This is a genomic window from Croceibacterium soli, assembly GCF_009828065.1.
GTDB lineage: Bacteria > Pseudomonadota > Alphaproteobacteria > Sphingomonadales > Sphingomonadaceae > Croceibacterium_B > Croceibacterium_B soli.
Genome location: NZ_WTYK01000006.1, coordinates 164,836 through 184,801 on the forward strand (window position 1 = coordinate 164,836; position 19,966 = coordinate 184,801).

General features: G+C 66.9%; 27 protein-coding genes. 9 read left to right on the top strand and 18 right to left on the bottom strand.

Features of this window, described 5'->3' with window-relative positions; all coding sequences use genetic code 11:
- From GRI75_RS11425 to GRI75_RS11480, 13 genes are all read right to left on the bottom strand, one after another.
- On the bottom strand, positions 1-624 hold the full coding sequence (locus GRI75_RS11425; RefSeq protein ID WP_160747108.1) for a MarC family protein: 624 nt from the start codon (positions 622-624) through the stop codon (positions 1-3).
- Positions 621-1,301: a Cif family virulence factor gene (locus tag GRI75_RS11430; protein ID WP_160747109.1), complete on the bottom strand. Its 681-nt coding sequence runs from the start codon at positions 1,299-1,301 to the stop codon at positions 621-623. The genes GRI75_RS11425 and GRI75_RS11430 overlap by 4 nt, the downstream gene beginning before the upstream one ends.
- A gap of 41 nt (positions 1,302-1,342) precedes the next feature.
- Complete coding sequence (gene folD, locus GRI75_RS11435; protein WP_160747110.1) at positions 1,343-2,236, bottom strand: bifunctional methylenetetrahydrofolate dehydrogenase/methenyltetrahydrofolate cyclohydrolase FolD; 894 nt, start codon at positions 2,234-2,236, stop codon at positions 1,343-1,345.
- Entirely contained in the window at positions 2,233-2,511 is a 279-nt protein-coding gene (locus tag GRI75_RS11440) for a YggT family protein (RefSeq protein ID WP_160747111.1), read from the bottom strand. The genes folD and GRI75_RS11440 overlap by 4 nt, the downstream gene beginning before the upstream one ends.
- A gap of 57 nt (positions 2,512-2,568) precedes the next feature.
- Positions 2,569-3,099: a hypothetical protein gene (locus GRI75_RS11445; RefSeq protein ID WP_160747112.1), complete on the bottom strand. Its 531-nt coding sequence runs from the start codon at positions 3,097-3,099 to the stop codon at positions 2,569-2,571.
- Complete coding sequence (argB, locus tag GRI75_RS11450; protein WP_160747158.1) at positions 3,099-3,980, bottom strand: acetylglutamate kinase; 882 nt, start codon at positions 3,978-3,980, stop codon at positions 3,099-3,101. The genes GRI75_RS11445 and argB overlap by 1 nt, the downstream gene beginning before the upstream one ends.
- Positions 3,981-4,298: 318 nt before the next feature.
- Positions 4,299-4,574, bottom strand: coding sequence for a hypothetical protein (locus tag GRI75_RS14460; protein WP_202389719.1), 276 nt, complete (start codon positions 4,572-4,574; stop codon positions 4,299-4,301).
- Entirely contained in the window at positions 4,561-4,800 is a 240-nt protein-coding gene (locus tag GRI75_RS11455; RefSeq protein WP_160747113.1) for a hypothetical protein, read from the bottom strand. The genes GRI75_RS14460 and GRI75_RS11455 overlap by 14 nt, the downstream gene beginning before the upstream one ends.
- A gap of 25 nt (positions 4,801-4,825) precedes the next feature.
- Positions 4,826-5,194 (bottom strand): TFIIB-type zinc ribbon-containing protein, encoded by a 369-nt coding sequence (locus GRI75_RS11460; protein WP_160747159.1) that lies wholly within the window; start codon positions 5,192-5,194, stop codon positions 4,826-4,828.
- 76 nt (positions 5,195-5,270) lie between these two features.
- Positions 5,271-6,065 (bottom strand): hypothetical protein, encoded by a 795-nt coding sequence (locus tag GRI75_RS11465; protein WP_160747114.1) that lies wholly within the window; start codon positions 6,063-6,065, stop codon positions 5,271-5,273.
- A gap of 330 nt (positions 6,066-6,395) precedes the next feature.
- Positions 6,396-6,662, bottom strand: coding sequence for a DUF2442 domain-containing protein (locus GRI75_RS11470; protein WP_160747115.1), 267 nt, complete (start codon positions 6,660-6,662; stop codon positions 6,396-6,398).
- Positions 6,637-6,879 carry a DUF4160 domain-containing protein gene (locus GRI75_RS11475; RefSeq protein ID WP_160747116.1) on the bottom strand — a complete coding sequence of 81 codons (243 nt, stop codon included), beginning with the start codon at positions 6,877-6,879 and terminating at the stop codon, positions 6,637-6,639. The genes GRI75_RS11470 and GRI75_RS11475 overlap by 26 nt, the downstream gene beginning before the upstream one ends.
- Before the next feature lie 26 nt (positions 6,880-6,905).
- Positions 6,906-7,970, bottom strand: coding sequence for a ribonucleotide-diphosphate reductase subunit beta (locus GRI75_RS11480; protein ID WP_160747117.1), 1,065 nt, complete (start codon positions 7,968-7,970; stop codon positions 6,906-6,908).
- Positions 7,971-8,264: 294 nt separating this feature from the next.
- Between GRI75_RS11480 and GRI75_RS11485 the strand changes: the two genes are divergently transcribed.
- Together GRI75_RS11485 and GRI75_RS11490 are read left to right on the top strand one after the other, a co-directional pair.
- Positions 8,265-8,573, top strand: a complete 309-nt coding sequence (locus GRI75_RS11485) for a hypothetical protein (protein ID WP_160747118.1) — start codon at positions 8,265-8,267, stop codon at positions 8,571-8,573.
- A gap of 2 nt (positions 8,574-8,575) precedes the next feature.
- On the top strand, positions 8,576-8,824 hold the full coding sequence (locus tag GRI75_RS11490) for a hypothetical protein (protein WP_160747119.1): 249 nt from the start codon (positions 8,576-8,578) through the stop codon (positions 8,822-8,824).
- A 4-nt stretch (positions 8,825-8,828) separates the two neighbouring features.
- Here GRI75_RS11490 and GRI75_RS11495 read toward each other — a convergent pair whose 3' ends face one another.
- Positions 8,829-9,140, bottom strand: a complete 312-nt coding sequence (locus GRI75_RS11495) for a hypothetical protein (RefSeq protein WP_160747120.1) — start codon at positions 9,138-9,140, stop codon at positions 8,829-8,831.
- A 144-nt stretch (positions 9,141-9,284) separates the two neighbouring features.
- On the opposite strand from GRI75_RS11495, the gene GRI75_RS11500 reads away from it, so the two are divergent.
- Positions 9,285-9,551: a DUF2171 domain-containing protein gene (locus GRI75_RS11500; protein WP_160747121.1), complete on the top strand. Its 267-nt coding sequence runs from the start codon at positions 9,285-9,287 to the stop codon at positions 9,549-9,551.
- A 100-nt stretch (positions 9,552-9,651) separates the two neighbouring features.
- Here GRI75_RS11500 and GRI75_RS11505 read toward each other — a convergent pair whose 3' ends face one another.
- Both GRI75_RS11505 and nadB read right to left on the bottom strand, forming a co-directional pair.
- A complete protein-coding gene (locus GRI75_RS11505) occupies positions 9,652-11,688 on the bottom strand; it encodes a ribonucleoside-diphosphate reductase subunit alpha (RefSeq protein ID WP_160747122.1) in 2,037 nt (678 codons plus the stop codon).
- Between the two features lie 661 nt (positions 11,689-12,349).
- Positions 12,350-13,933, bottom strand: a complete 1,584-nt coding sequence (gene nadB / locus GRI75_RS11510; protein ID WP_160747123.1) for an L-aspartate oxidase — start codon at positions 13,931-13,933, stop codon at positions 12,350-12,352.
- A 155-nt stretch (positions 13,934-14,088) separates the two neighbouring features.
- On the opposite strand from nadB, the gene GRI75_RS11515 reads away from it, so the two are divergent.
- Entirely contained in the window at positions 14,089-14,814 is a 726-nt protein-coding gene (locus GRI75_RS11515; protein WP_160747124.1) for a Crp/Fnr family transcriptional regulator, read from the top strand.
- A 65-nt stretch (positions 14,815-14,879) separates the two neighbouring features.
- Positions 14,880-15,137, top strand: a complete 258-nt coding sequence (locus tag GRI75_RS11520) for a DUF6894 family protein (RefSeq protein ID WP_160747125.1) — start codon at positions 14,880-14,882, stop codon at positions 15,135-15,137.
- Here the strand turns inward: GRI75_RS11520 and GRI75_RS11525 are convergent.
- Positions 15,134-16,081, bottom strand: a complete 948-nt coding sequence (locus GRI75_RS11525) for an ABC transporter ATP-binding protein (protein WP_160747126.1) — start codon at positions 16,079-16,081, stop codon at positions 15,134-15,136. The genes GRI75_RS11520 and GRI75_RS11525 overlap by 4 nt on opposite strands.
- Positions 16,082-16,200: 119 nt before the next feature.
- Between GRI75_RS11525 and GRI75_RS11530 the strand changes: the two genes are divergently transcribed.
- From GRI75_RS11530 to GRI75_RS11545, 4 genes are all read left to right on the top strand, one after another.
- Positions 16,201-16,473: a zinc-finger domain-containing protein gene (locus tag GRI75_RS11530; protein WP_160747127.1), complete on the top strand. Its 273-nt coding sequence runs from the start codon at positions 16,201-16,203 to the stop codon at positions 16,471-16,473.
- A gap of 64 nt (positions 16,474-16,537) precedes the next feature.
- A complete protein-coding gene (locus GRI75_RS11535) occupies positions 16,538-16,936 on the top strand; it encodes a hypothetical protein (RefSeq protein WP_160747128.1) in 399 nt (132 codons plus the stop codon).
- Positions 16,937-16,940: 4 nt separating this feature from the next.
- Positions 16,941-17,495: a DUF924 family protein gene (locus GRI75_RS11540; RefSeq protein ID WP_160747129.1), complete on the top strand. Its 555-nt coding sequence runs from the start codon at positions 16,941-16,943 to the stop codon at positions 17,493-17,495.
- A gap of 146 nt (positions 17,496-17,641) precedes the next feature.
- Positions 17,642-17,872: a hypothetical protein gene (locus GRI75_RS11545; RefSeq protein WP_160747130.1), complete on the top strand. Its 231-nt coding sequence runs from the start codon at positions 17,642-17,644 to the stop codon at positions 17,870-17,872.
- A gap of 368 nt (positions 17,873-18,240) precedes the next feature.
- Here the strand turns inward: GRI75_RS11545 and guaA are convergent, their stop codons facing one another.
- On the bottom strand, positions 18,241-19,815 hold the full coding sequence (guaA, locus tag GRI75_RS11550; protein WP_160747131.1) for a glutamine-hydrolyzing GMP synthase: 1,575 nt from the start codon (positions 19,813-19,815) through the stop codon (positions 18,241-18,243).
- Between the last annotated feature and the right edge of the window lie 151 nt (positions 19,816-19,966).

Below are 19,966 nucleotides of genomic sequence, written 5' to 3' on the forward strand. Positions count from 1 at the left end.
CTACACGCCGAAGCTGCCGCGTAGCCCGTCGATGACGTACTGCGCGGCCAGGGCCGCCAGCAGCACGCCGAGCAGGCGGGTGATGACCGCTTCGACGCGCGCGCCGAACAGCTTCATCAGCGGGCTCGCGGCGAGCAGGGCCAGCAGCGTCAGCAGCAGCACGGTGCCGAGCGCGGCGAGCACGACGAGCGTGCCCTCGATCCCGCCGGCACCGCTTTCCAGCAGCATGACCGAGGCGATCGCGCCCGGCCCCGCCAGCATCGGCATGGCCATCGGGAAGACCGAGACGTCCTCCACCTCCGGAGTCGCCATGACTTTCTCGGCGCGTTCCTCGCGGCGCTGGGTGCGCTTCTCGAACACCATGTCGAGCGCGATCAGGAACAGCATCAGCCCCCCAGCGATGCGGAAGCTGTCGAGCTCGATGTGCAGTGCGCCGAGCAGGTCCTGCCCGACGAGGGTGAAGAGCAGCAGGATGATGCCGGCGATGAGCACTGCCCGGATCGCCATCGCCCGGCGCTGAACCGCCGTCGCGCCGTGGGTCAGCCCCGCGTAGATCGGCGCGCAGCCCGGCGGATCGATCACCACGAACAGGGTGATGAAGGCGGAGAGGAACAGTTCTATCATCGAACCGCCGGCGAGGCGGCCGTTTCCTGGAGCACCGTCTTCATCTCGCCGTCCTGCAAAAGGTTTACCTGCACCCGGCGGCTGCCATCCGGCGCGACCTCCACCGACCAGGACAGCGAACCGTCCTCGGCCCGCCCGTCCCGCCGGATCTCACCGGCCGCCGCCGGTGCAGCGACCGACCCCGCCGCCTTAGGAGTGCAATCGGCGACTGTCGCGCCGATCATCTCGGGCGCGGCAAGCGGCTGCGGCAGGGCATCGCCCTGGTCCATCGTCCATTTGTAGCTGCCGTTCCGCTGGCGCCGCCACACGGTCGTGAAGTAGCCGTTCGACCCGTCAGGGCGCTGCCAGGCGCCCTTCACCACCGACAGCGAGCCGTCGCAGCTCGACCAGACCTGGTGCGGCTGCCAGGCGACCGACTGCGGCGGGTCCTGCTGCTTCCTGAGCCAGTCCTGGGCGTCCACAGGCTGGGGCACGAACATCACCGCGTCGTCCGCTGCGTACTCCCGGAACGCGGTCCACTGGCCTTTCTCCCGCGCGGCACGGGCAAAGGCGAGTTCAGCGGCGATCACGGCGGTGGGATTGGCGGTGGGCCTCAGGGTCCGCGCCTCACGCCCGCCCGGGCCGCTGGCGCAGGCGGTGAGAGCCAGCAGGAGAACCGCAGCGCCTGTCTTGCGCATGAAACCAACTCCCGTCCGCCGGCTGTTCGCACCCGCCAAAGTCATAACGCATCCTCCGCCAGCGCGAGCCCCTCGCGGCGGTAGGCCGCGACGAGGGTGTTCCTGAGCAGCACGGCTATGGTCATTGGGCCGACGCCGCCCGGCACCGGGGTGATCGCGCCCGCGACCTCCTGCGCTTCCGCGAACGCGACGTCTCCGACCAGCCGGCCCATGCCGTCTTCGCCTTCGACCCGGTTGATGCCGACGTCGATCACCGTCGCACCCGGCTTGATCCAGCTGCCCCTGACCATTTCCGGCCGGCCGACCGCCGCAACGACGATATCCGCCCGGCCGACAACCTCGGCCAGGCCTTTGGTGCGGCTATGCGCGACGGTAACGGTCGCATCGGCGTCGACGAGCAGTTGCGCCATCGGCCGCCCGACGATGTTCGAGCGGCCGATCACCACGGCTTCCATGCCGGTGAGATCGCCCAGCTCGCTCTCCAGCAGCATCATGCAGCCGAGCGGAGTGCACGGCACCATGCCCTCCTGTCCGACTGCCAGCCGCCCGGCGTTGATCACGTGGAAGCCGTCGACATCCTTGTCCGGATCGATCGCGGCGATGACCTTCTGCTCGTCCATCGATCCGGGCAGCGGCAACTGCACCAGGATGCCGTCGACCGCAGGATCGGCGTTGAGATGCGCGATCTTCTCGAGCAGCGCCGCTTCCGGCGTGTCGGCGGGCATGGCGTGCTCGAAGCTGTTCATCCCGGCTTCGCGGGTGGCCCGGGCTTTGGAGCGGACGTAGACCTCGCTTGCCGGGTCTTCCCCTACGAGAACGACCGCCAGCCCTGCTTTCCGCCCGGCCTGCGCCTCGAACGCCTGGGCCAGTTCAGCGACATTCTGCCGCAGGCCTGCGGCGAAAGCCTTCCCGTCGATGATCCTGGCGCCGCTCAATAGCTGACGCTGCTGAGCACGATCAGCAGGATCTGCAGGCCGATGATCAGCACCAGGGGCGAGAAGTCGATCGAGCCGGTGTCCGGCATGATCCGCCGGATCGGCCCCAGCACGGGCTCCATCAAGGCGTTGATCGAGCGATAGACCTGCACGACGAACTGGTTGCTGGAACTCACCACGTTAAAGGCGAACAACAGGCCGATCACGAATTGCACGATCACCAGCATGACGACCACGTTGGTGAGCAGAGCAACGATCTGGATTACGGCGGTCATCGAATACCTTTCGCGGAATGGCGGCCTGGCCTGACTAGCCGAGGGGAAGGTGGTGCATCAAGCTGGCTCGCCCCTGCCGGAACGCTCCATCTTTTCGACGAACGTGCTCGACTGGATCGTCCAGCGCAGTTGCTCGGGCGTGGCGCCGGGCACGCCGTTGGCACGGCGCAGCGTGAGGACACCCTGGCGCGGCGGCCCCGCCGGATCGGCCGCATCGGTCAGAGCCCCGGTCACCGTGCAATAGGAGGAGCCTGCGGCGCCTTCGATGGCGAGGTCCGCGATCGCGATGGCCGGCCGCTCATAGCCCTCGAACAGCGCCGCCAGCCGCGCATCGTCGATCACCGGATCGCTCCAGACGCGGGCGGCGAAAGCGAAATCGCGCCGAGCGATGGCGTCGATGTAAGCCTGCGCTACCGTCCGACAGTCGCGGCTGTCGAGCACCGCCAGGTCCTGCGCCGGCTGAGGAACCGGGGTAAGCTCGGGCGCCACGGCCGGTGCCTCGACCTGCGCCTCCTCCGACGCGGGCGGCTGTTCCGGCGAGCCGCAGGCGGCAAGCGCCGCCAGCATGGCCAGCGGGAACCTGCGCATCACGCGTCCGCCATCTTAATCAGCGTGCCGGCGCCGCGGCTGGTGAAGAACTCCAGCAGCATCGCGTGGCCAACGCGGCCGTCGAGCACCACCGCCGCTTCGCAGCCTGCCTCGACCGCCTGCACGCAGGTTTCCAGCTTGGGGATCATGCCGCCGGCGATCGTCCCGTCAGCCTTGAGCCTGGCAATGTCGGCCGGGGTCAGGTCGGTCAGCAAGTTGCCCTGCTTGTCGAGCACGCCGGTCACGTCGGTCAGCAGGAACAGCCGCGCCGCGCCCAGCGCCGCGGCGATCGCCCCGGCCATGGTGTCGGCATTGATGTTGTAGGTGTGGCCGTCGTCGCCCGCGGCGATCGGGGCGACGACCGGGATCATCCCGGCCTTGCTGGCGGTCTCGAGGATCGTCGTGTCGATCCGCGCCGGCTCGCCGACGAAGCCGAGGTCGATCTCGCGCTCAATATCGCTGTCCGGATCCCGGGTCGTGCGGCTTACCTTGCGCGCGGTGACGAGGCCGCCGTCCTTGCCGGAAATGCCGATCGCCTTGCCGCCGCTGCCGGCGATCCAGCCGACCAGTTCCTTGTTGATCGCGCCGCAGAGGACCATCTCGGCGATCTCCGCCGTCGCCTTGTCGGTCACCCGCAACCCGTCGATGAATGTCGTCTCGACGCCGAGCTTCTTGAGCATGGCGCCGATCTGCGGGCCGCCGCCGTGGACCACGACCGGGTTGATGCCGACCGCCTTCAGCAGCACGATATCCTCGGCGAAGTCGCGCGCCGCTTCCGGATCGCCCATCGCGTGGCCGCCGTATTTCACCACGAAGCTGCACCCGGCATAGCGCTGGAAATAGGGCAGCGCCTCGATCAGCGTTTCCGCCTTGGCGAGCATCTGCTTGTCCTTGTCCAGGCTCACGCGCCGGTCTCCTCCACTTGCGGCGCGCGCTGTAGCGCCTCGGCCGGGCGCTGCCTAGGGCTAGCGGCCGCTGGTGAATCGCCGCCGAACGCTCCGGCCGCCGAAGCCATGGCGCGGTTCGTCGCATAGCGGGGAGCCTTTCGCGCGATGGGCGGTCCTCTCCAATCTGAACGGCGGACCGGATTGGAGGCTGCCGAGAGCGATACGAACGAATAAGCCCGAGCCCAACGGCCGGGTCGCGGGAGGGCGGCAGGCGACTGCCGCCCTCTCTTCATCTCAAGCTGGCGGCCGATATCATTCCGGCGTCGGCGATGGGCCAGGGCTTTCCTCGCCGAGAGGCACATTGGTCATCGGCGTGTCCGGAACGTCGACCGGCACGCCTTCGGCATCCGAATCGCCGACGATCAGATCGCCGCCGCCGGCGTCGGTCACGCCGGCTTCGTAAGTCGGTTCGGCCTGTTCCTGGCCCGTGCCGAACATCCCGAACTGCCAAAGAAGCAGAAGCAGGATCGCCAGCGCGCCGAGGATCAGCAGCCAGCGCCCGCCGGAGTTCGCCTCAGGGTTCGCCATCGTCTTCCTCCCTCTCGGTCGGCCGCCGGCTGCCCGCGCCGGTCACGTCCTCGCCGGTTTCCTGCGCCATCCGGCGGCCGGGCTGCTGGTCCATGCCGCCGCCCATCGTCCGCCGTTCGGATGGCTCCGGCTCGCCCGCCGGCCAGGTGCGGTTCTCGGGATCGGACGCATCGCCGTCGAGGCGGTCCACGTCGCCGGGTTTGCGCGGATCGTTGTTGCGCTTCATCGCCTGCCTCTCGTTCCTGCCAGCCTCAGTCGAAGATCTCCTCGAGCCAGCTCTTGCGCTTCTTGTAGTGCGGCTTGCTGCCATAGCCCTGCCCGCCGCCGTGGCCGTAGCCGCCATGGTCGTAGCTGCGGGTATCCCACGGGCTCTGCTGCCCGCCGCCGGCCTGGTGGAGCGGCGCGGAAGGCTGCGGCTGGGCGGACGGAGCCTGCTGCTGGGCAGGGGCCGGCACTTGCGCGGCGCTGCGCTCGACTATCTTGTCGAGCTCGCCGCGGTCGAGCCACACGCCCCGGCATTGCGGGCAATAGTCGATCTCGATCCCCTGCCGATCGCTCATCGCCAAGGGGACCCGGCAGACCGGGCATTGCATGGCGGCGACTTCGTCCTGGCTGCGCATCTGTCTTGTGTCCTCCCGGTGGTGGTTGCTGCCTGCGATCAACGGGCCTGTGCGGTCCATGTTCCGCTCGTGAAGCTCAGTCGCCGAAGCTGTCGATACCTTGCTGGACTTCGTCGAGACCGTCGGCTTCCGCGTCGGATGGTTCGGGCGCCTGCTCGGGCTCCGGAGCCGGTTCCGCTTCGGGCAAAGTAATCGCGGGCTGCTCCACGGGTGGCGGAGCGCCCTTCAGCGGCGCCGCCGGGCCGGCCAGCGATCGCTCGATGTCTGCCGCCATGGCGGCGGCTTCGGGCATGTCCTGGTGGACCGAGAGGGCCTCGCGCTGCTCTTGCAGCGCTGCGACGCGCTCTGCCTCAGGCAGGCGCGCCGCTTCGATGTAGAAACTGGCGAGCTGGACCCACGGCGCTGTCTCGCTCTCCACGTTCTCCGCCCAGCGGCTGAACGGGCCGCCGGCGGGTGCCCATTCGCCGTCCACCCGCTCAAGGAAGAACAGTACCCGCGCGCCGGGCGGGAAAATGCGGCGGATGCAGGCGCCGGAATAGGCCGATGGATGCGCCTCGCCGAACGCCAGGGGATCGCTCGCGCCCCCCGCATCGTCCCCCGGCCCGGCGAGGTACATGCCGGGCATGACCAAGTTGCCGGTCGGCATCAGCCCCTTGAGCGCGGCGAGCGGCCGAACCTCGATCTTCGCCGCCTGCGGCTCCAGCGCCGCTCCCGCCGTGCCGCCGACGACTTCCCCCAGCAGCACCAGATCAGCCGTCCGCGCCAGCTCGAGGTTAGTCGGCAAGGAATAGCCCGGCGCCGGGCTGCAGGCGAACGCCGCAGCCGGCGCTGCCGCGAGGACCAGGGCTAAGGCGGACGCAAGAATTCGCATGACTGGCGCTCCGTTGGGTGGCGGGATCATGGCACAGAACGGGCGTGGGGCGAAATGGTGGCGGGCGGGGCCGTGTGTGAGGCCATTTTGGGCACGCAAAGGCGCGAAGGCGCAAAGGGACAGGTCGCAATCCTAAGTTTCTCACACGAAGGCACGAAGACACGAAGGGGTGTGCCGGCGGCCTTCGTGACTTCGTGTGGGTCAATCCGCCGCTGCGCGGCGAGCCCCGTGATCAGCCGCAGATCGATCCGACCTGGACGCATCTACTCCCCTCCCGCTTTTGGGGGGAGGGGCTGGGGGTGGGCAGCGCTAGGTGTGGGGTAGCAGCCGTTAGGCGGCTTTCACTCTGGGAGCAGGTGCCCCGCGCAGGAGGCCTTCGGTGCTGAGGTCCTCATCGATGTCGGGCCAATGTATGCCGTAGCCGGCACCGATCTTCTCCCAATGCGCACGCTGCGCCGGAGTCGCTTCGAACAAGCGGGGATACCAGGCGAGCGGCACGGCGATGGTGCGGCCGTCCATCAGGTCGACGATCAGGCGGTCCTCGTCGAAACGGACGTCGGCTACGCGCTCGTCAGCGGCTGCCGCCAAAATACCCATGCCAAGCCTCCAGAAGCATTGCCCGATGCTCACGGACAAGCTCGAGTATCCTCCCGATCTCCTTCGGCTTCAAGCCGGACGAACGCGCCAGCGACAGCGCCTCGAGCCATACTTTCGCCGTTCCCTCGCCGCGATCGACGTGGACATGGGGCGGCTCGTATGGTTCGTGGCTGTAGAAGTAGAACCGATAACCCTCGATGCGAAGGATCGTAGGCATCGGCTCGCCCTCAGACTGTCGCAGCCCTACTCCGCCGCCTGCGCCCCCGCGTCATCCCCGAACAGCCCCGGCCCGTCGCCCTCGTCTGCCTGGTTCGCGGCTTCGCTCTTCTTGGCGTTGCGGCGGGAGTCGAAGCTGGACCAGACGTCGTTCCAGTTTCCGCGGGTGGCGGCCTTGGAATATTCCGTAGCGCGGGTTTCGAAGAAGTTGGCGTGCTCGACGCCGTTGAGCAGCGGGGCGAGCCAGGGGAGGGGGTGGTCTTCGACCATGTAGATCGCCGGCAGGCCGAGCTGGCCGAGGCGCCAGTCGGCGATGTAGCGGATGTACTTCTTGATCTCCTTGGCGGTCATGCCCGGCACGGGGCCAGCCTCGAACGCGAGATCGATGAAGGCATCCTCCAGCCGCACCGTCTTCTGGCACATGTCGATGATGTCTTCCTTGACCGACTTGGTCAGGCAGTTCCGTTCCGCGCAGAAGGCGTGGAACAGCTTGGTGATGCCTTCGCAGTGCAGACTCTCGTCGCGCACGCTCCAGCTGACGATCTGGCCCATGCCCTTCATCTTGTTGAAGCGCGGGAAGTTCATCAGCATGGCGAAGCTGGCGAACAGCTGCAGGCCTTCGGTGAAGCCGCCGAACATCGCCAGGGTGCGGGCGATATCCTCATCACTGTCGACGCCGAACTGGGCGAGGTAATCATGCTTGTCGCGCATCTCCTCGTACTCGAGGAACATGCCGTATTCGCTTTCCGGCATGCCGATGGTGTCGAGCAGGTGGCTGTAGGCGGCGATGTGCACCGTCTCCATGTTGGAGAAAGCTGCGAGCATCATCTTGACCTCGGTCGGCTTGAACACGCGGCCGTATTTGTCGTGGTAGCAATCCTGCACCTCGATGTCGGCCTGGGTGAAGAAGCGGAAGATCTGCGTGAGCAGGTTGCGCTCGTGCTCGGAGAGCTTCTGCGCCCAGTCGCGGCAATCCTCCCCCAGCGGCACCTCCTCCGGCATCCAGTGGATCTGCTGCTGGCGCTTCCAGAACTCGTAAGCCCAGGGGTATTCGAACGGCTTGTAGGTCTTGCGGGCTTCGAGCAGCGACATCTGGTATCTCCGTACGGCGTTACCCCCGATATATAGCGGATCGGGGGAAAATTCCTATCGTTTTGCGCCGGGTTGCGGCGCTTCGCGGGCGAATGACCTGGCGTGGACCCCAGCCGAATCGCGCCCCGCTCGCCCGTTGTCCCTGGCTGCGACGCTATGCCCTGCGGCGGCCGGGGCGAAGGGTGGCCGGTGTCTCGTCTGGGGAAAACCCGCCGACGCGCGGAACGGTCCGTCGCAAGCGGCGGAACTTGCGGGGCCGCTGCGCGGTTGAACGGGGGAAGGAGACCACCAGCCATGTGGAAGATCATGCCCGAGCAGCAGCAGCGGGGCGCTCAGATCGAGCGCCGCAAGCGCGGCGCTGCGCCGGAGGAAGCCGTGGCGGACCGGTCGGCCCAGGATCACGATTATGCCGATCTCGACCTCTCCCCAGACGGGCAGCCGCGAGAGGATATCGACTATCCCGCCGACAGCATCCCCGACCGCGAAGGCGACATCACCCCCACGGCGCCCGACGCGCACGTCGAGTGGGACAGCATCGTCCAGCCGGAGCGGACCGAACGTGGCGACGGCGACCGCCACGATGACATCGAGAGAGGAGCCTGACCATGGGCGAGTACGAACCCGACGATTCGCGAGACGTCACGCTGAGCAACCACCAGGCCCCCGGCGAGCCGCCGCGCACCGGCCCGCGCGAGGACGAAGCGCGCGCCCGCGCGTTGCAGGACAAAGTGTCCGACAAGGACAAGGACACCGCGCACAACGCGGAAGGCGAGAAGGAAGAAGGTTTCGCCAAGCGCGAGGACGGCAGCGGAGACGTGGAGGCCGACGAGAGCTCGGTCCCGTTCGGCAACTAGGCTGCTATCGCGTGCGCCGCGCTACCAGAGCGGAATAGCGGCGCGAGAGATCCAGCAGCACGAGGATCGGAGTCGACCACAGCCAGGTAAGCAGCGCCGCTTCGACCCAGTTGCGGCTTTCCGGCAGGCGGATCGAGCAGGTGACGAACTCGACCGCGCCGGTCGGCTGGCAGCTTGACGGCCAGTAGGCGTTGTTCAGCAGGTACACGCCGAGCAGGATCCAGCCCGCCTGCGCTAGGTACAATGCGAGATAGCGCGAAAGGCCGAGATCGGCCTTGCCGTGGTACTTCCCCGTCCTGATCGTCGGTACGCCCATGCCCAGTGACGTACGCGGAAAACGGTTAAGAATCCCTTGCTTGCGCTCACCCTGGACCGCCGGAGCCGAAAACATCGGCGGGCGCTGCATCCATTCGCGCCGGGGCGCGTTGATGGGCGAAGCAACTCGCACCAGGAGAGCATCATGACCGACGCAAGCACGATCCGGGAACACATGGAAGTCATCGGCGCCGACGGCGTGCACGTCGGCACGGTCGACAAAGTCGAAGGCGGCCGGATCAAGCTGACCAAGGCGGATTCGGGCGCGCAGATCGAGGGCGCGGAAGGCGGCCACTCCGGCCACCACCACTACGTTTCGCTTGGCCTGGTCGCGGACGTCGAAGGCGACCAGGTGCGCCTCAGCGCAACCGGCGAAAACGCGGTGCTGTTCGAGGAGGAAGAGGGGGACTGAGGAACCCCGCGCGGAGGCGCTGGATCGACAGAGCCAGGCCACTCCCCCTCCGTCAGCGCTGCGCGCTGCCACCTCCCCCAGAGGGGGAGGATTTTTGGGCCTATTGGCAGGCGAGACACTCGTCGTAGTCGGTGGTCGGCAGCTCGTACTTCGCCGCCTCCGGCGTGTTGTCCGCCTCCACGCCGCCGGCGAAACCGGCGCGCTGAACCGACTTGCTCCGCAGGTAGTAGAGCGACTTGATGCCTTTCTCCCAGGCCTGGAAGTGGAGCATCGCCAGGTCCCACTTGTCGACGTCGGCCGGGATGAACAGGTTCAGGCTCTGCGCCTGATCGATATACGGCGTGCGGTCGGCGGCGAATTCGAGCAGCCAGCGCTGGTCGATCTCGAAGCTGGTCTTGTAGACCGCCTTTTCCTCCGGCGAGAGGAAGTCGAGGTGCTGGACCGAGCCGCCCTTCTCCAGGATCGAGTTCCACACGTTGGTCGAATCCTTGCTCTTCGAAGCGAGCAGCTTCTGGAGGTAGGGGTTCTTGACCACGAATGAGCCCGACAGGGTCTTGTGGGTGTAGATGTTCGCCGGGATCGGCTCGATGCAGGCGCTGGTGCCGCCGCAGATGATGCTGATCGAGGCGGTCGGGGCGATCGCCATCTTGCAGCTGAAGCGCTCCATCGCGCCCATCTCCTCGGCATCGGGGCAGGCGCCGCGCTCTTCCGCCAGGACCATCGAGGCCTCGTTGGCGGCGGCCGAGATGTGCTTGAACATCTTCAGGTTCCAGACTTTGGCCATCGGGCTTTCGAAGCCGATGCCCTTCATCTGCAGGAACGAGTGGAAACCCATGACGCCGAGGCCGACCGAGCGTTCGCGGCTGGCCGAGTACTTGGCGCGGGCCATCTCGTCCGGCGCGCGGTCGATGTAGTCCTGCAGCACGTTGTCGAGGAAGCGCATCACGTCCTCGATGAAGGCCTTGTCGCCGTTCCATTGGTCCCAGGTCTCGAGGTTGAGCGAGGACAGGCAGCAGACCGCCGTGCGATCGTTGCCGAGGTGGTCGCGGCCGGTCGGCAGGGTGATTTCCGAGCACAAGTTCGAGGTCGAGACCTTGAGGCCGAGATCGCGGTGATGCTTCGGCATCATCCGGTTCACGGTGTCGGAGAAGACGATGTAGGGCTCGCCCGTGGCGAGGCGGGTTTCGACCAGCTTCTGGAACAGGCTGCGGGCGTCGACCGTGGCGCGGACCGAGCCGTCCTTCGGGCTCTTGAGGTCCCACGGCTCGCCGGCGCGGACCGCTTCCATGAAGGCGTCGGACAGCAGCACGCCGTGGTGCAGGTTGAGCGCCTTGCGGTTGAAATCGCCCGACGGCTTACGGATCTCGAGGAACTCCTCGATCTCCGGGTGGCTCACGTCGAGGTAGCAGGCGGCCGAGCCGCGCCGCAGCGAGCCCTGCGAGATGGCGAGCGTGAGGCTGTCCATCACCCGCACGAACGGGATGATGCCGCTGGTCTTGCCGTTGAGGCCGACCGGCTCCCCGATCCCGCGCACGTTGCCCCAGTAAGTGCCGATGCCGCCGCCGCGGCTGGCCAGCCAGACGTTCTCGTTCCAGGTGCCGACGATGCCTTCCAGGCTGTCGTCGACCGAGTTGAGGTAGCAGGAGATCGGCAGGCCGCGCCCGGTGCCGCCGTTCGACAGCACGGGAGTCGCCGGCATGAACCACAGGCGGGAGATATAGTCGTAGAGCCGCTGGGCGTGCGCCTGGTCGTCCGCATAGGCATCGGCGACGCGGGCGAAGAGATCCTGGTAGCTTTCGCCGGGCAGCAGATAGCGGTCGGTGAGGGTGTCCTTGCCGAACTCGGTCAGCAGCGCATCGCGCGACGGATCGGTCTCGATCACGAAGCGGCGCGCGTGGACGGCTTTCGAATCCGTTTCCGGCTGCATCGCCGCCTTCACGGCTTCCGCCATCGCCCCGGCGGCGGCCGTTTCGACCACCAGCCCTTCGCTGCCGTCTTTCCTGTCCATCGTCATCGCCTGTCCGCTTTTCTGTTTCGCCCCGGGGGTGGCCGGCGCCGTCTTCATGTCGCCTTCGGCCACCGCGTCTTCGCTCTGATCGAGGCCCATTGCCGCTTCATCCCCGTTTCGAAAATCCATGATCTCGTGTCCCCCGATCCAGCTTCCGGCGGCGCCCCGCCTGGATCGGCGAAGGCGCGATGTTCCGCATTCGTTCGAATCGCGGGGCGAACAAGCACCCTAGCAATTCGCCTGCTATCAGCGGGAAAAACTTATCCCGCTGTTGTCCCCAGCCGATCGCACGGACCGCGCCCAAGCCCCGATTCCCGCACCCGGCGTACCCCCGTCACGCCACATGCTAAATCTAGGTCTTGTGGGTAGCCCCCGCAACCTGACCACAACACATAGTGATTCAGACCGGATTGCAGCGCAAGGGGGTTAACCCGTGAGAAAGGTTCCGCGCTCGTCTCTGGAGCGGGTGTATGGCCGACACCGTACACCGCGACGCGTGGACCGAACTCGGCTCGCATCGAGCGCAAGTGGCAAAATGGAATTTGCGGAAATATTTTTGTCCCCGGGCGAGCCTTGAGGCAACCGAGTTCGGGGTCGCGATTCGGCTGCCGGTGCACACACGACTGGTCACCGGCGGCGGGTCCACGCGGATGCGCTCCCACGAGTACGAAGGCCGCGCCTTATCCCTCGTCACCCTGAACTCGTTTCAGGGTCCATCTCGCCGACTGCGGTGTCCGCGCCGGAGGCGAAATGGGTGCTGAAACGAGTTCAGCATGACGAACTTGCGCTGTTACGGCACCAGCACCGTATCGCGCGCTTCCGGCGCCGTTTCCGGATAGTCGAGGATGAAGTGCAGGCCGCGGCTTTCGTGGCGCTTGAGTGCGCTCTGCACGATCAGTTCGGCGCATTGCAGCAGGTTGCGCAGCTCGATCAGGTCGGTGGTGACGCGGAAGTGGCCGTAGTAATCCTCGACCTCCTCGGTGAGCAGGGCGATCCGGTGGGCGGCGCGTTCGAGACGCTTGGTGGTGCGGACGATGCCGACGTAGTTCCACATGAAGCGGCGGATCTCGGTCCAGTTCTGCTTGATGACCACTTCCTCGTCCGAATCGGTCACGCGGCTTTCGTCCCAGTCGCGCACCGCGGGCGGATCGTCGAGGCGGTCCCAGCATTCGAGGATGTCCTGCGCCGCAGCTTCGCCGAACACGAAGCATTCGAGCAGCGAGTTGGAAGCGAGGCGATTGGCGCCGTGCAGCCCGCTTTCGGTGCACTCGCCGGCGGCCCACAGGCCCGGCAGGTCGGTGCGCGCGTCGAGGCCGATGCAGATGCCGCCGCACGTGTAGTGCTGCGCCGGGACGACCGGGATCGGCTCCCGCGTCATGTCGATACCCAGGCCGAGCAGCTTTTCGTGAATCGTCGGGAAGTGCTCGGTGACGAATTCCGCCGGCATGTGGCTGATGTCGAGGTGGACGTAGTCGAGGCCGAAGCGCTTGATCTGGTCGTCGATGGCACGGGCGACGATGTCGCGCGGAGCGAGTTCGGCGCGCTCGTCATAGTCCGGCATGAAGCGGTGGCCGGTCTCGGGGTGCCTGAGCTGGCCGCCTTCCCCGCGAACCGCCTCGGTGATGAGGAAGTTCTTGACCTCCAGGTTGTAGAGGCAGGTCGGGTGGAACTGCATCATCTCCATGTTGGAGACGCGCGCCCCCGCGCGCCAGGCCATCGCAATCCCGTCTCCGGTGGCGCCGCGCGGCGCGGTGGAGAACTGGTAGACGCGGCCCGCCCCGCCCGAAGCCATGATCGTGGCCCTGGCGCGATAGGCTTCGACTTTCCCGGTGGCAGGATCGAGCGCGTAGGCGCCCCACACCCGGCCGGAGCCGGAGTAGCGCTCCTCATGCCGGCCGGTGATCAGGTCGATGCAGCTGCGGTCCGGCAGCAGAGTGATGTTGGGGTTGTCCTCGGCCGCCTTCAGCAGGGCAGCCTGCACCGCCCAGCCGGTTGCGTCGGCGACGTGAACGATCCGGCGGTGCGAATGCCCGCCTTCCCGCGTGAGGTGCAGGGCGGCGCCGTCGGCGTTGAACGGCACGCCGAGCTCGACCAGCCGGGCGATCGCCCGCGGAGCCCGCTCGATCACGTACTCCACCGTCTCGCGCCGGTTGAGGCCCGCCCCGGCGACCATCGTGTCGCGGACGTGGTTCTCGAACGTATCCCCTTCGTCGAGCACGGCGGCGATGCCGCCTTGGGCCCAGGCGGTCGAGCCGCTCGTCAGCGGCCCTTTGGCGAGCACGGTGACTTTGTGCTTCTGGGCCAGCGAGAGTGCGGCCGTCAGTCCGGCGGCTCCGGATCCGATCACGAGAACGTCGGTTGTGTGGGCTGTCATACGCGCGTCATGCAGTGAAGGGGTCAAGCGGGCAAGCGGCCGCGCCGAAGAACGCGCACCGCCCCGGAACCCCGCGTCAGGCACGAATCGCCGCGCCCATCATTTGGAACGCAGGAACGGAAGGCTGGAGCGCTTCCGCCGATATTGGAGATCCCATGGCCGCCCCGCCACCAGACGCTTTACGGTTGTTCGTCGACCGGCTGCTTCTTCGTTCGCCTCTCACCGAGGACGAGCAAGCGGCCATTCTCGCGCTGCCGACGCGCCAGGAGGAGGTGCTGCCGGGCGACGACCTGGTCGTGCCGGGCGAGAAGACGGGCCATTCTTGCCTGGTCGCGGCAGGGCTGATGTCGCGCTTCGACACGATGCGCGACGGGCGGCGCCAGATCGTCGCCTTCTACCTTCCAGGAGACATGTGCGATCTTCATTCCGTCGCCGTGCCGACCAGCGGGTGGGGCTTGGAGGCGCTGACCCGCGCGACCGTTCTGCTGATCCCGCACGAGGCGCTGCGGAAGCTCGTGGTCGATCCGAACCTGGCGCTGGCCTTCTGGCGCGATACGACCGCGGACGGATCGATCCTCGCCAAGTGGGTCGGCAACCTTGGCCGCAAGCAGGCGATACCGCGGCTGGCCCACCTGTTCTGCGAGATGGGCGTGCGGACGGAGAAAGCGGGGCTCGGCACGAGGGCGGACTTCCAGCTGCCGATCACGCAGTCGCAGCTCGCCGATGCCGCCGGGCTCACGCCGGTACATCTCAACCGGACCCTCAAGGCGCTGAAGGCCGAAGGCGTCGTCTTCACCGGCAAGCGGGTTGCGATCGCCGACTGGGACCGCATTGCGGCCATGGCCGAGTTCGATCCGGCCTACCTGCTGCTGCCCAACTGAGGAGAGGCTGGGCGAAAATGGAAGAAACGGCCGCAACAGTTCCTCGGTTTGCGCATTGATCGACAATGCCGCGCTTCTACTTCCACGTTTTCAATCACATCATGCTGCACGACTCCGAAGGGCAGGAGCTTGCCGGGATCGAGGCGGCAGTCAGGGAAGCCCGCAATGCCGCCGCGGACCTGATCTGCGACGACATCAAGGCAGGGCGGCTGATCGACCCGGGGCACCGGATCGAAGTGACCGACGCGCAGCAGCGCCGGGTCCACGTGCTGCGCTTCGGGGACCTGCTGCGGGAGCGCTCTCCGCGGGGCGGGAGTGACTAGGCCGCCCGTCCGGCGGTCGTGAGCTGCACGAACACGTCCTCCAGGTCCGCTTCCCGCGTGGTCACGTCCTGGATCACGAAGCCTTGCGCCTGCACCAGGGCGAGCACCTGGCCGGCGGTCACCCTGGACTTGTCGTAAGTGATCGCGATCGTGCGCTCGCCGGTCTTCTCGCTCTTGAGGAAGGCTTCGCTCACAGGCGCGGCCGTGACATCGCGCTCGACGGTGACCTCGACCACCTTCTCGCCCATCATCCCGACGAGTTCGCGAGTCGGCTTGTTGGCGATCAATTCGCCGTGGTTGATGATCGCGATGCGGTCGCACAGCTCCTCGGCTTCCTCGAGATAGTGGGTGGTCAAGACCACCGTGACCCCTTCGGAGTTGAGCTCGCTGACGAGCTCCCAAAGCTGGCGGCGCAGCTCGACGTCGACGCCGGCGGTCGGCTCGTCGAGCACCAGGACCGGCGGCGAATGGACCATCGCCTTGGCGATCAGCAGGCGCCGCTTCATGCCGCCGGAGAGGGTGCGCGAATAAGCGTCGCGCTTGTCGGCCAGGTGGACGGCGCGGAGCAATTCCTCGGACCGGCGCAGCGCCTTGACCACGCCGTACATGCCGCCCTGGTTCTCGAGCACCTCGAACGGCGTGAAGAACGGATCGAACACGATCTCTTGCGGGACGATGCCGATCGAAAGCTTGGCGTTGCGGTGGTCGCGGTCGATGTCGTGGCCCCAGATTTCGATCGTGCCGCTGGTCTTCATCACCAAGCCGGCCATGATGTTGATCAGGGTCGACTTGCCGGCGCCGTTGGGACCGAGCAGGCCGAAGATGCCGCCTTCCGGAACATCGAGGCTGACGCCCTTCAGGGCCAGCTTCGGCGGAGCATTGCCCTGCCCGGCATATTCCTTGACCACGTTGCGGATGGAGATGGCGGCGCCGTTTTCGCTCATGCCTGGCCCTGTAAGGCCGGGCGGCGGCATCCGTAAAGGGAGCGAGGGCCTGAAGGCGACTTATCGCTGCCCGCGCTGCCGTGTTGCGCAACCGGCCGGCCCGCGATAACGGCTTAGGCATGAGCCCCTCATCCCCTTTCGTGCCCGAAACCACCATCGTCGATACGCCGCGCGTCTGGTGCGACGGCGCCGGCGACATCCGCGGCGGCGAGAACTATCGCCCGGCGGCGCTAGGCCACCCGCGCGTGTGGCTTGCGATCGACGAGAAGGGCTATGCCGATTGCGGGTACTGCGACAGGCGCTTCGTGCTGAAAGGCGGCCCGGGCGAGCGCAGCCTGCATGAGGCGGACATCGGCGACCTGCCGACAGTGGACGGCCCGAAACCAGCCTGACTGCCCGCGCAAGTCAGCTTCGGTTCACCGTCCCTGCGGCAATATTCGGCGTAGGAGACGAGCCATGATGAAACTTGCCGCAATTCTTGCCAGCGCCGCGCTGACTCTGGCTGGTACCGCCGCTTCGGCTGCGACTGTCGCCGATCGGGGCGAGGCGCGCCTGGCCCGCATGCTCGAAGGCCGCACGGCCGGGGAGCCGGTCTCTTGCATCACCGCCATGCGCGGCAACAAGCTGCAGGTGATCGACGAGGTCGGGCTGGTCTACGACGCCGGCGACACCGTCTACGTCGCGCGCCCGGCCGATCCACGCATGCTGAGCCGGAACGACGTGCTGGTCCTGGACCGCTTCAGCGCCAGCCGCCTCTGCGTGCAGGAGGCGATGCGCACCGTCGACCGCCACGGCGGCTACTTCACGGGCGTGGTGTTCCTGGACCACTTCGTGCCTTACACCAAACAAGGCTGACGATTTGGCCGCCGTCCAGCGCCGCTGGGCGGCGGAATTGCTGCACTTCTGGTTCCATGCGCTCACGCCGGACGAGTGGTTCCGGCCCCAGCCGCCGGTCGACGCGGAGTTGCGCCGCCGATTCGGTCCGGACCTGGCGATGCTGTCGCCCTGCCCGGCTCACGAGTTCCTGACCGACCCGCTGACGGCCCGGGCAGCCGTGCTGCTGTTCGACCAGGTTCCCCGCAATATCCACCGCGGCACCGCCCAGGCCTTCGGCTGTGATCGACTCGCCCGCGCGATTGCGCGGGGCGCGCTCTCGCGCCGCTGGGACAAGGGTCTCCGGCCGCACGAGCGCCAGTTCCTGGCCATGCCGCTGATGCACAGCGAAGACATTGCCGACCAACGACTTAGCCTGACATACTACACCGGGCTGGGCGCGCGTTACGGCCTGCCCTTCGCGCGGAGCCACTACCGGATGATCGCGCGATTCGGCCGTTTCCCACACCGCAACGCGGTTCTGGGACGCGAAAGCAGCGCGGCGGAACGGCGAGCGGTGGAAGCCGGGTTCGCCTGGTAAGACACATGCGGCGGATGCTGCGAAAATGTCACACCCGCGAACGATTTCCCGGTCGCGGAATATCGACAAGGAACGTTTGCATTTGACTTTGCTTTGCGTATTGGGCCTGATTGAAACTTAGTACTTTGACCTGCAGGGAGATACCGATGAAGTTTGCCAAGACCCTTCTCGCTACGGCGACGGCGGCTGGCCTGATGGCCGCCCCCATTGCCGCCCAAGCTGCTCCGGCGCGTGCTGCGTCGCCGGTGGCGGACAGCGAAGAGCTGGCTGGCCAGCCGTTCATCCTCTACGCTGCACTCGCAGCGTTTGCGGTTGGCATGGTGATCCTGCTCGCCAGCGACGACAGCGACGAGGCGCCGGAACCGGTCAGCCCGTAAGCTTCAAGCTCTACCGAATACGAACGGGGCCGCGATTCGCGGCCCCGTTTTCGTTTGGGCGGTCCTTCGAGACGCTCGGACTGCGTCCTCGCTCCTTAGGACGAACGGGGGTGGGAATGTGGCGGGACAATTCCTATTGCCACGTCTCCGTTCGTGGTGGGCCTGTCGAACCACGAACCTCGCGGCACCGTCCTTCGACAGGCTCAGGACGAACGGGGTAGGGATCGTGCGATCGGGCGAGATGCCGTCCCTCTCACCCATCCGTCCTGAGGAGGGATCGAAGCCGCAGGCTGAGAGCCCGTCCCGAAGGACGCAAGCGCGGCCTCGAAGCCGGCCCGCTCCCGATCATCTGACCGGAAGCGCGCGGATCACTCCCACTCGATCGTGCCGGGGGGCTTGCTGGTGTAGTCGTAGACTACGCGGTTGATGCCCTTCACCTCGTTGACGATGCGCGTCGCGACACTGGTCAGGAAGTGGGCATCGAAGGGGTAGACGTCGGCGGTCATGCCGTCGGTGCTGGTCACGGCGCGCAGGCCGCAGACGCTGTCGTACGTGCGGTAATCGCCCATCACGCCGACGGTCTTGACCGGCAGAAGAACGGCGAAAGCCTGCCAGATCGCGTCGTAGAGCCCGGCATTGCGGATCTCCTCGAGGTAGATCGCGTCGGCTTTGCGCAGGATGTCGCAGCGCTCCTTGGTCACTTCGCCGGGGATGCGGATCGCCAGGCCGGGACCGGGGAACGGGTGGCGGCCGACGAAAGCTTCCGGCAGGCCGAGCTCGCGGCCGAGCTCGCGCACTTCGTCCTTGAACAGTTCGCGCAGCGGTTCGACCAACTGCATGTTCATCCGTTCCGGCAGTCCGCCGACATTGTGGTGGCTCTTGATCGTGACCGAAGGCCCGCCGGTGAAGCTGACGCTTTCGATCACGTCGGGATAGAGCGTGCCCTGCGCCAGGAAATCGGCGCCGCCGACTTTCTTCGCCTCCGTCTCGAACACGTCGATGAAGGTCGCGCCGATGAACTTGCGCTTGGCTTCCGGATCGGTCAGCCCGGCCAGACCGCCGAGGAACAGCTCCTCCACGTCCACATGCACCAGCGGGATGTTGTACGAGTTGCGGAACAGGCTGACGACCTGCTCGGCCTCGCCCAGCCGCATCAGGCCGTGGTCGACGAAAACGCACGTCAGCTGGTCGCCGATCGCCTCGTGGATCAGCACCGCGGCGACCGCGCTGTCGACGCCGCCGGACAGGCCGCAGATCACTCGGCCGGAACCGACCTGCGCGCGGATCTCCTCGATCTTGGTTTTGCGGAACTCGGCCATTGTCCAGTCGCCGGCGAGTCCGCAGACGTGGCGCACGAAGTTGGCGATCAGCTTGCCCCCGTCGGGCGTGTGCACGACTTCGGGATGGAACTGGGTGCCGTAATACTTGCGCTCTTCGTCGGCGATCACGGCGAACGGCGCGCCGTCGCTGACCGCGACGATCTTGAAGCCTTCGGCGAACCGGGTGACCTTGTCGCCGTGGCTCATCCACACCTGGTGGCGCTCGCCGACGTGCCATAGCCCTTCGAACAGGGCACAGTCTTCGGTGACGGTGAGGAACGCGCGGCCGAACTCGCCGCCTTCCCCGGTCTCATGCCCGGGGCGGACTTCGCCGCCCAGCTGGTGCGTCATGACCTGCTGGCCGTAGCATATGCCCAGGATCGGCAGGCCGCTGTCGAACAGCACTTGCGGCGCGCGCGGGCTGCCTTCCTCCGGAACGCCGGCCGGCGAGCCCGACAGGATGATCCCCTTGGGCTTGAGCCGGTGGAACGCTTCCTCGGCCTGGGTGAAAGGCGCGATCTCGGAATAGACGCCTGCTTCGCGCACACGGCGCGCGATGAGCTGGGTCACCTGGCTGCCGAAATCGACGATCAGGATGGAATCGGGGAGGTGCTGGGGGTCCATGCGCTCCGTTAGGAGAACCTCGCGCTGCGTGTCCAGTAGCGCCGGCGAGGATTACGCCTTGATGACGCTCGGCGTTGCAAAGTGCGCAAGGGCCGTGCTCGATTTCGCACTTGCAGCAAAGCATGGTGCGGCGCACAATCCGGAGCATAAC

Bases quoted from the DNA above. Each gene is read 5' to 3' on its own strand.
- GRI75_RS11475 (WP_160747116.1), bottom strand. From the start codon at position 6,879: ATGCCTACGATCCTTCGCATCGAGGGTTATCGGTTCTACTTCTACAGC.
- GRI75_RS11480 (WP_160747117.1), bottom strand. From the start codon at position 7,970: ATGTCGCTGCTCGAAGCCCGCAAGACCTACAAGCCGTTCGAATACCCC.
- GRI75_RS11500 (WP_160747121.1), top strand. From the start codon at position 9,285: ATGACCGACGCAAGCACGATCCGGGAACACATGGAAGTCATCGGCGCC.
- GRI75_RS11530 (WP_160747127.1), top strand. From the start codon at position 16,201: ATGAGCCCCTCATCCCCTTTCGTGCCCGAAACCACCATCGTCGATACG.
- GRI75_RS11430 (WP_160747109.1), bottom strand. From the start codon at position 1,301: ATGCGCAAGACAGGCGCTGCGGTTCTCCTGCTGGCTCTCACCGCCTGC.
- GRI75_RS11425 (WP_160747108.1), bottom strand. From the start codon at position 624: ATGATAGAACTGTTCCTCTCCGCCTTCATCACCCTGTTCGTGGTGATC.
- GRI75_RS11455 (WP_160747113.1), bottom strand. From the start codon at position 4,800: ATGAAGCGCAACAACGATCCGCGCAAACCCGGCGACGTGGACCGCCTC.
- GRI75_RS11440 (WP_160747111.1), bottom strand. From the start codon at position 2,511: ATGACCGCCGTAATCCAGATCGTTGCTCTGCTCACCAACGTGGTCGTC.
- GRI75_RS11445 (WP_160747112.1), bottom strand. From the start codon at position 3,099: ATGCGCAGGTTCCCGCTGGCCATGCTGGCGGCGCTTGCCGCCTGCGGC.
- GRI75_RS11545 (WP_160747130.1), top strand. From the start codon at position 17,642: ATGAAGTTTGCCAAGACCCTTCTCGCTACGGCGACGGCGGCTGGCCTG.
- GRI75_RS11520 (WP_160747125.1), top strand. From the start codon at position 14,880: ATGCCGCGCTTCTACTTCCACGTTTTCAATCACATCATGCTGCACGAC.
- GRI75_RS14460 (WP_202389719.1), bottom strand. From the start codon at position 4,574: ATGGCGAACCCTGAGGCGAACTCCGGCGGGCGCTGGCTGCTGATCCTC.
- GRI75_RS11460 (WP_160747159.1), bottom strand. From the start codon at position 5,194: ATGCGCAGCCAGGACGAAGTCGCCGCCATGCAATGCCCGGTCTGCCGG.
- argB (WP_160747158.1), bottom strand. From the start codon at position 3,980: ATGCTCGCCAAGGCGGAAACGCTGATCGAGGCGCTGCCCTATTTCCAG.
- GRI75_RS11505 (WP_160747122.1), bottom strand. From the start codon at position 11,688: ATGGATTTTCGAAACGGGGATGAAGCGGCAATGGGCCTCGATCAGAGC.
- GRI75_RS11465 (WP_160747114.1), bottom strand. From the start codon at position 6,065: ATGCGAATTCTTGCGTCCGCCTTAGCCCTGGTCCTCGCGGCAGCGCCG.
- guaA (WP_160747131.1), bottom strand. From the start codon at position 19,815: ATGGACCCCCAGCACCTCCCCGATTCCATCCTGATCGTCGATTTCGGC.
- GRI75_RS11490 (WP_160747119.1), top strand. From the start codon at position 8,576: ATGGGCGAGTACGAACCCGACGATTCGCGAGACGTCACGCTGAGCAAC.
- GRI75_RS11525 (WP_160747126.1), bottom strand. From the start codon at position 16,081: ATGAGCGAAAACGGCGCCGCCATCTCCATCCGCAACGTGGTCAAGGAA.
- GRI75_RS11470 (WP_160747115.1), bottom strand. From the start codon at position 6,662: ATGGGTATTTTGGCGGCAGCCGCTGACGAGCGCGTAGCCGACGTCCGT.
- GRI75_RS11495 (WP_160747120.1), bottom strand. From the start codon at position 9,140: ATGGGCGTACCGACGATCAGGACGGGGAAGTACCACGGCAAGGCCGAT.
- GRI75_RS11515 (WP_160747124.1), top strand. From the start codon at position 14,089: ATGGCCGCCCCGCCACCAGACGCTTTACGGTTGTTCGTCGACCGGCTG.
- nadB (WP_160747123.1), bottom strand. From the start codon at position 13,933: ATGACAGCCCACACAACCGACGTTCTCGTGATCGGATCCGGAGCCGCC.
- GRI75_RS11485 (WP_160747118.1), top strand. From the start codon at position 8,265: ATGTGGAAGATCATGCCCGAGCAGCAGCAGCGGGGCGCTCAGATCGAG.
- GRI75_RS11535 (WP_160747128.1), top strand. From the start codon at position 16,538: ATGATGAAACTTGCCGCAATTCTTGCCAGCGCCGCGCTGACTCTGGCT.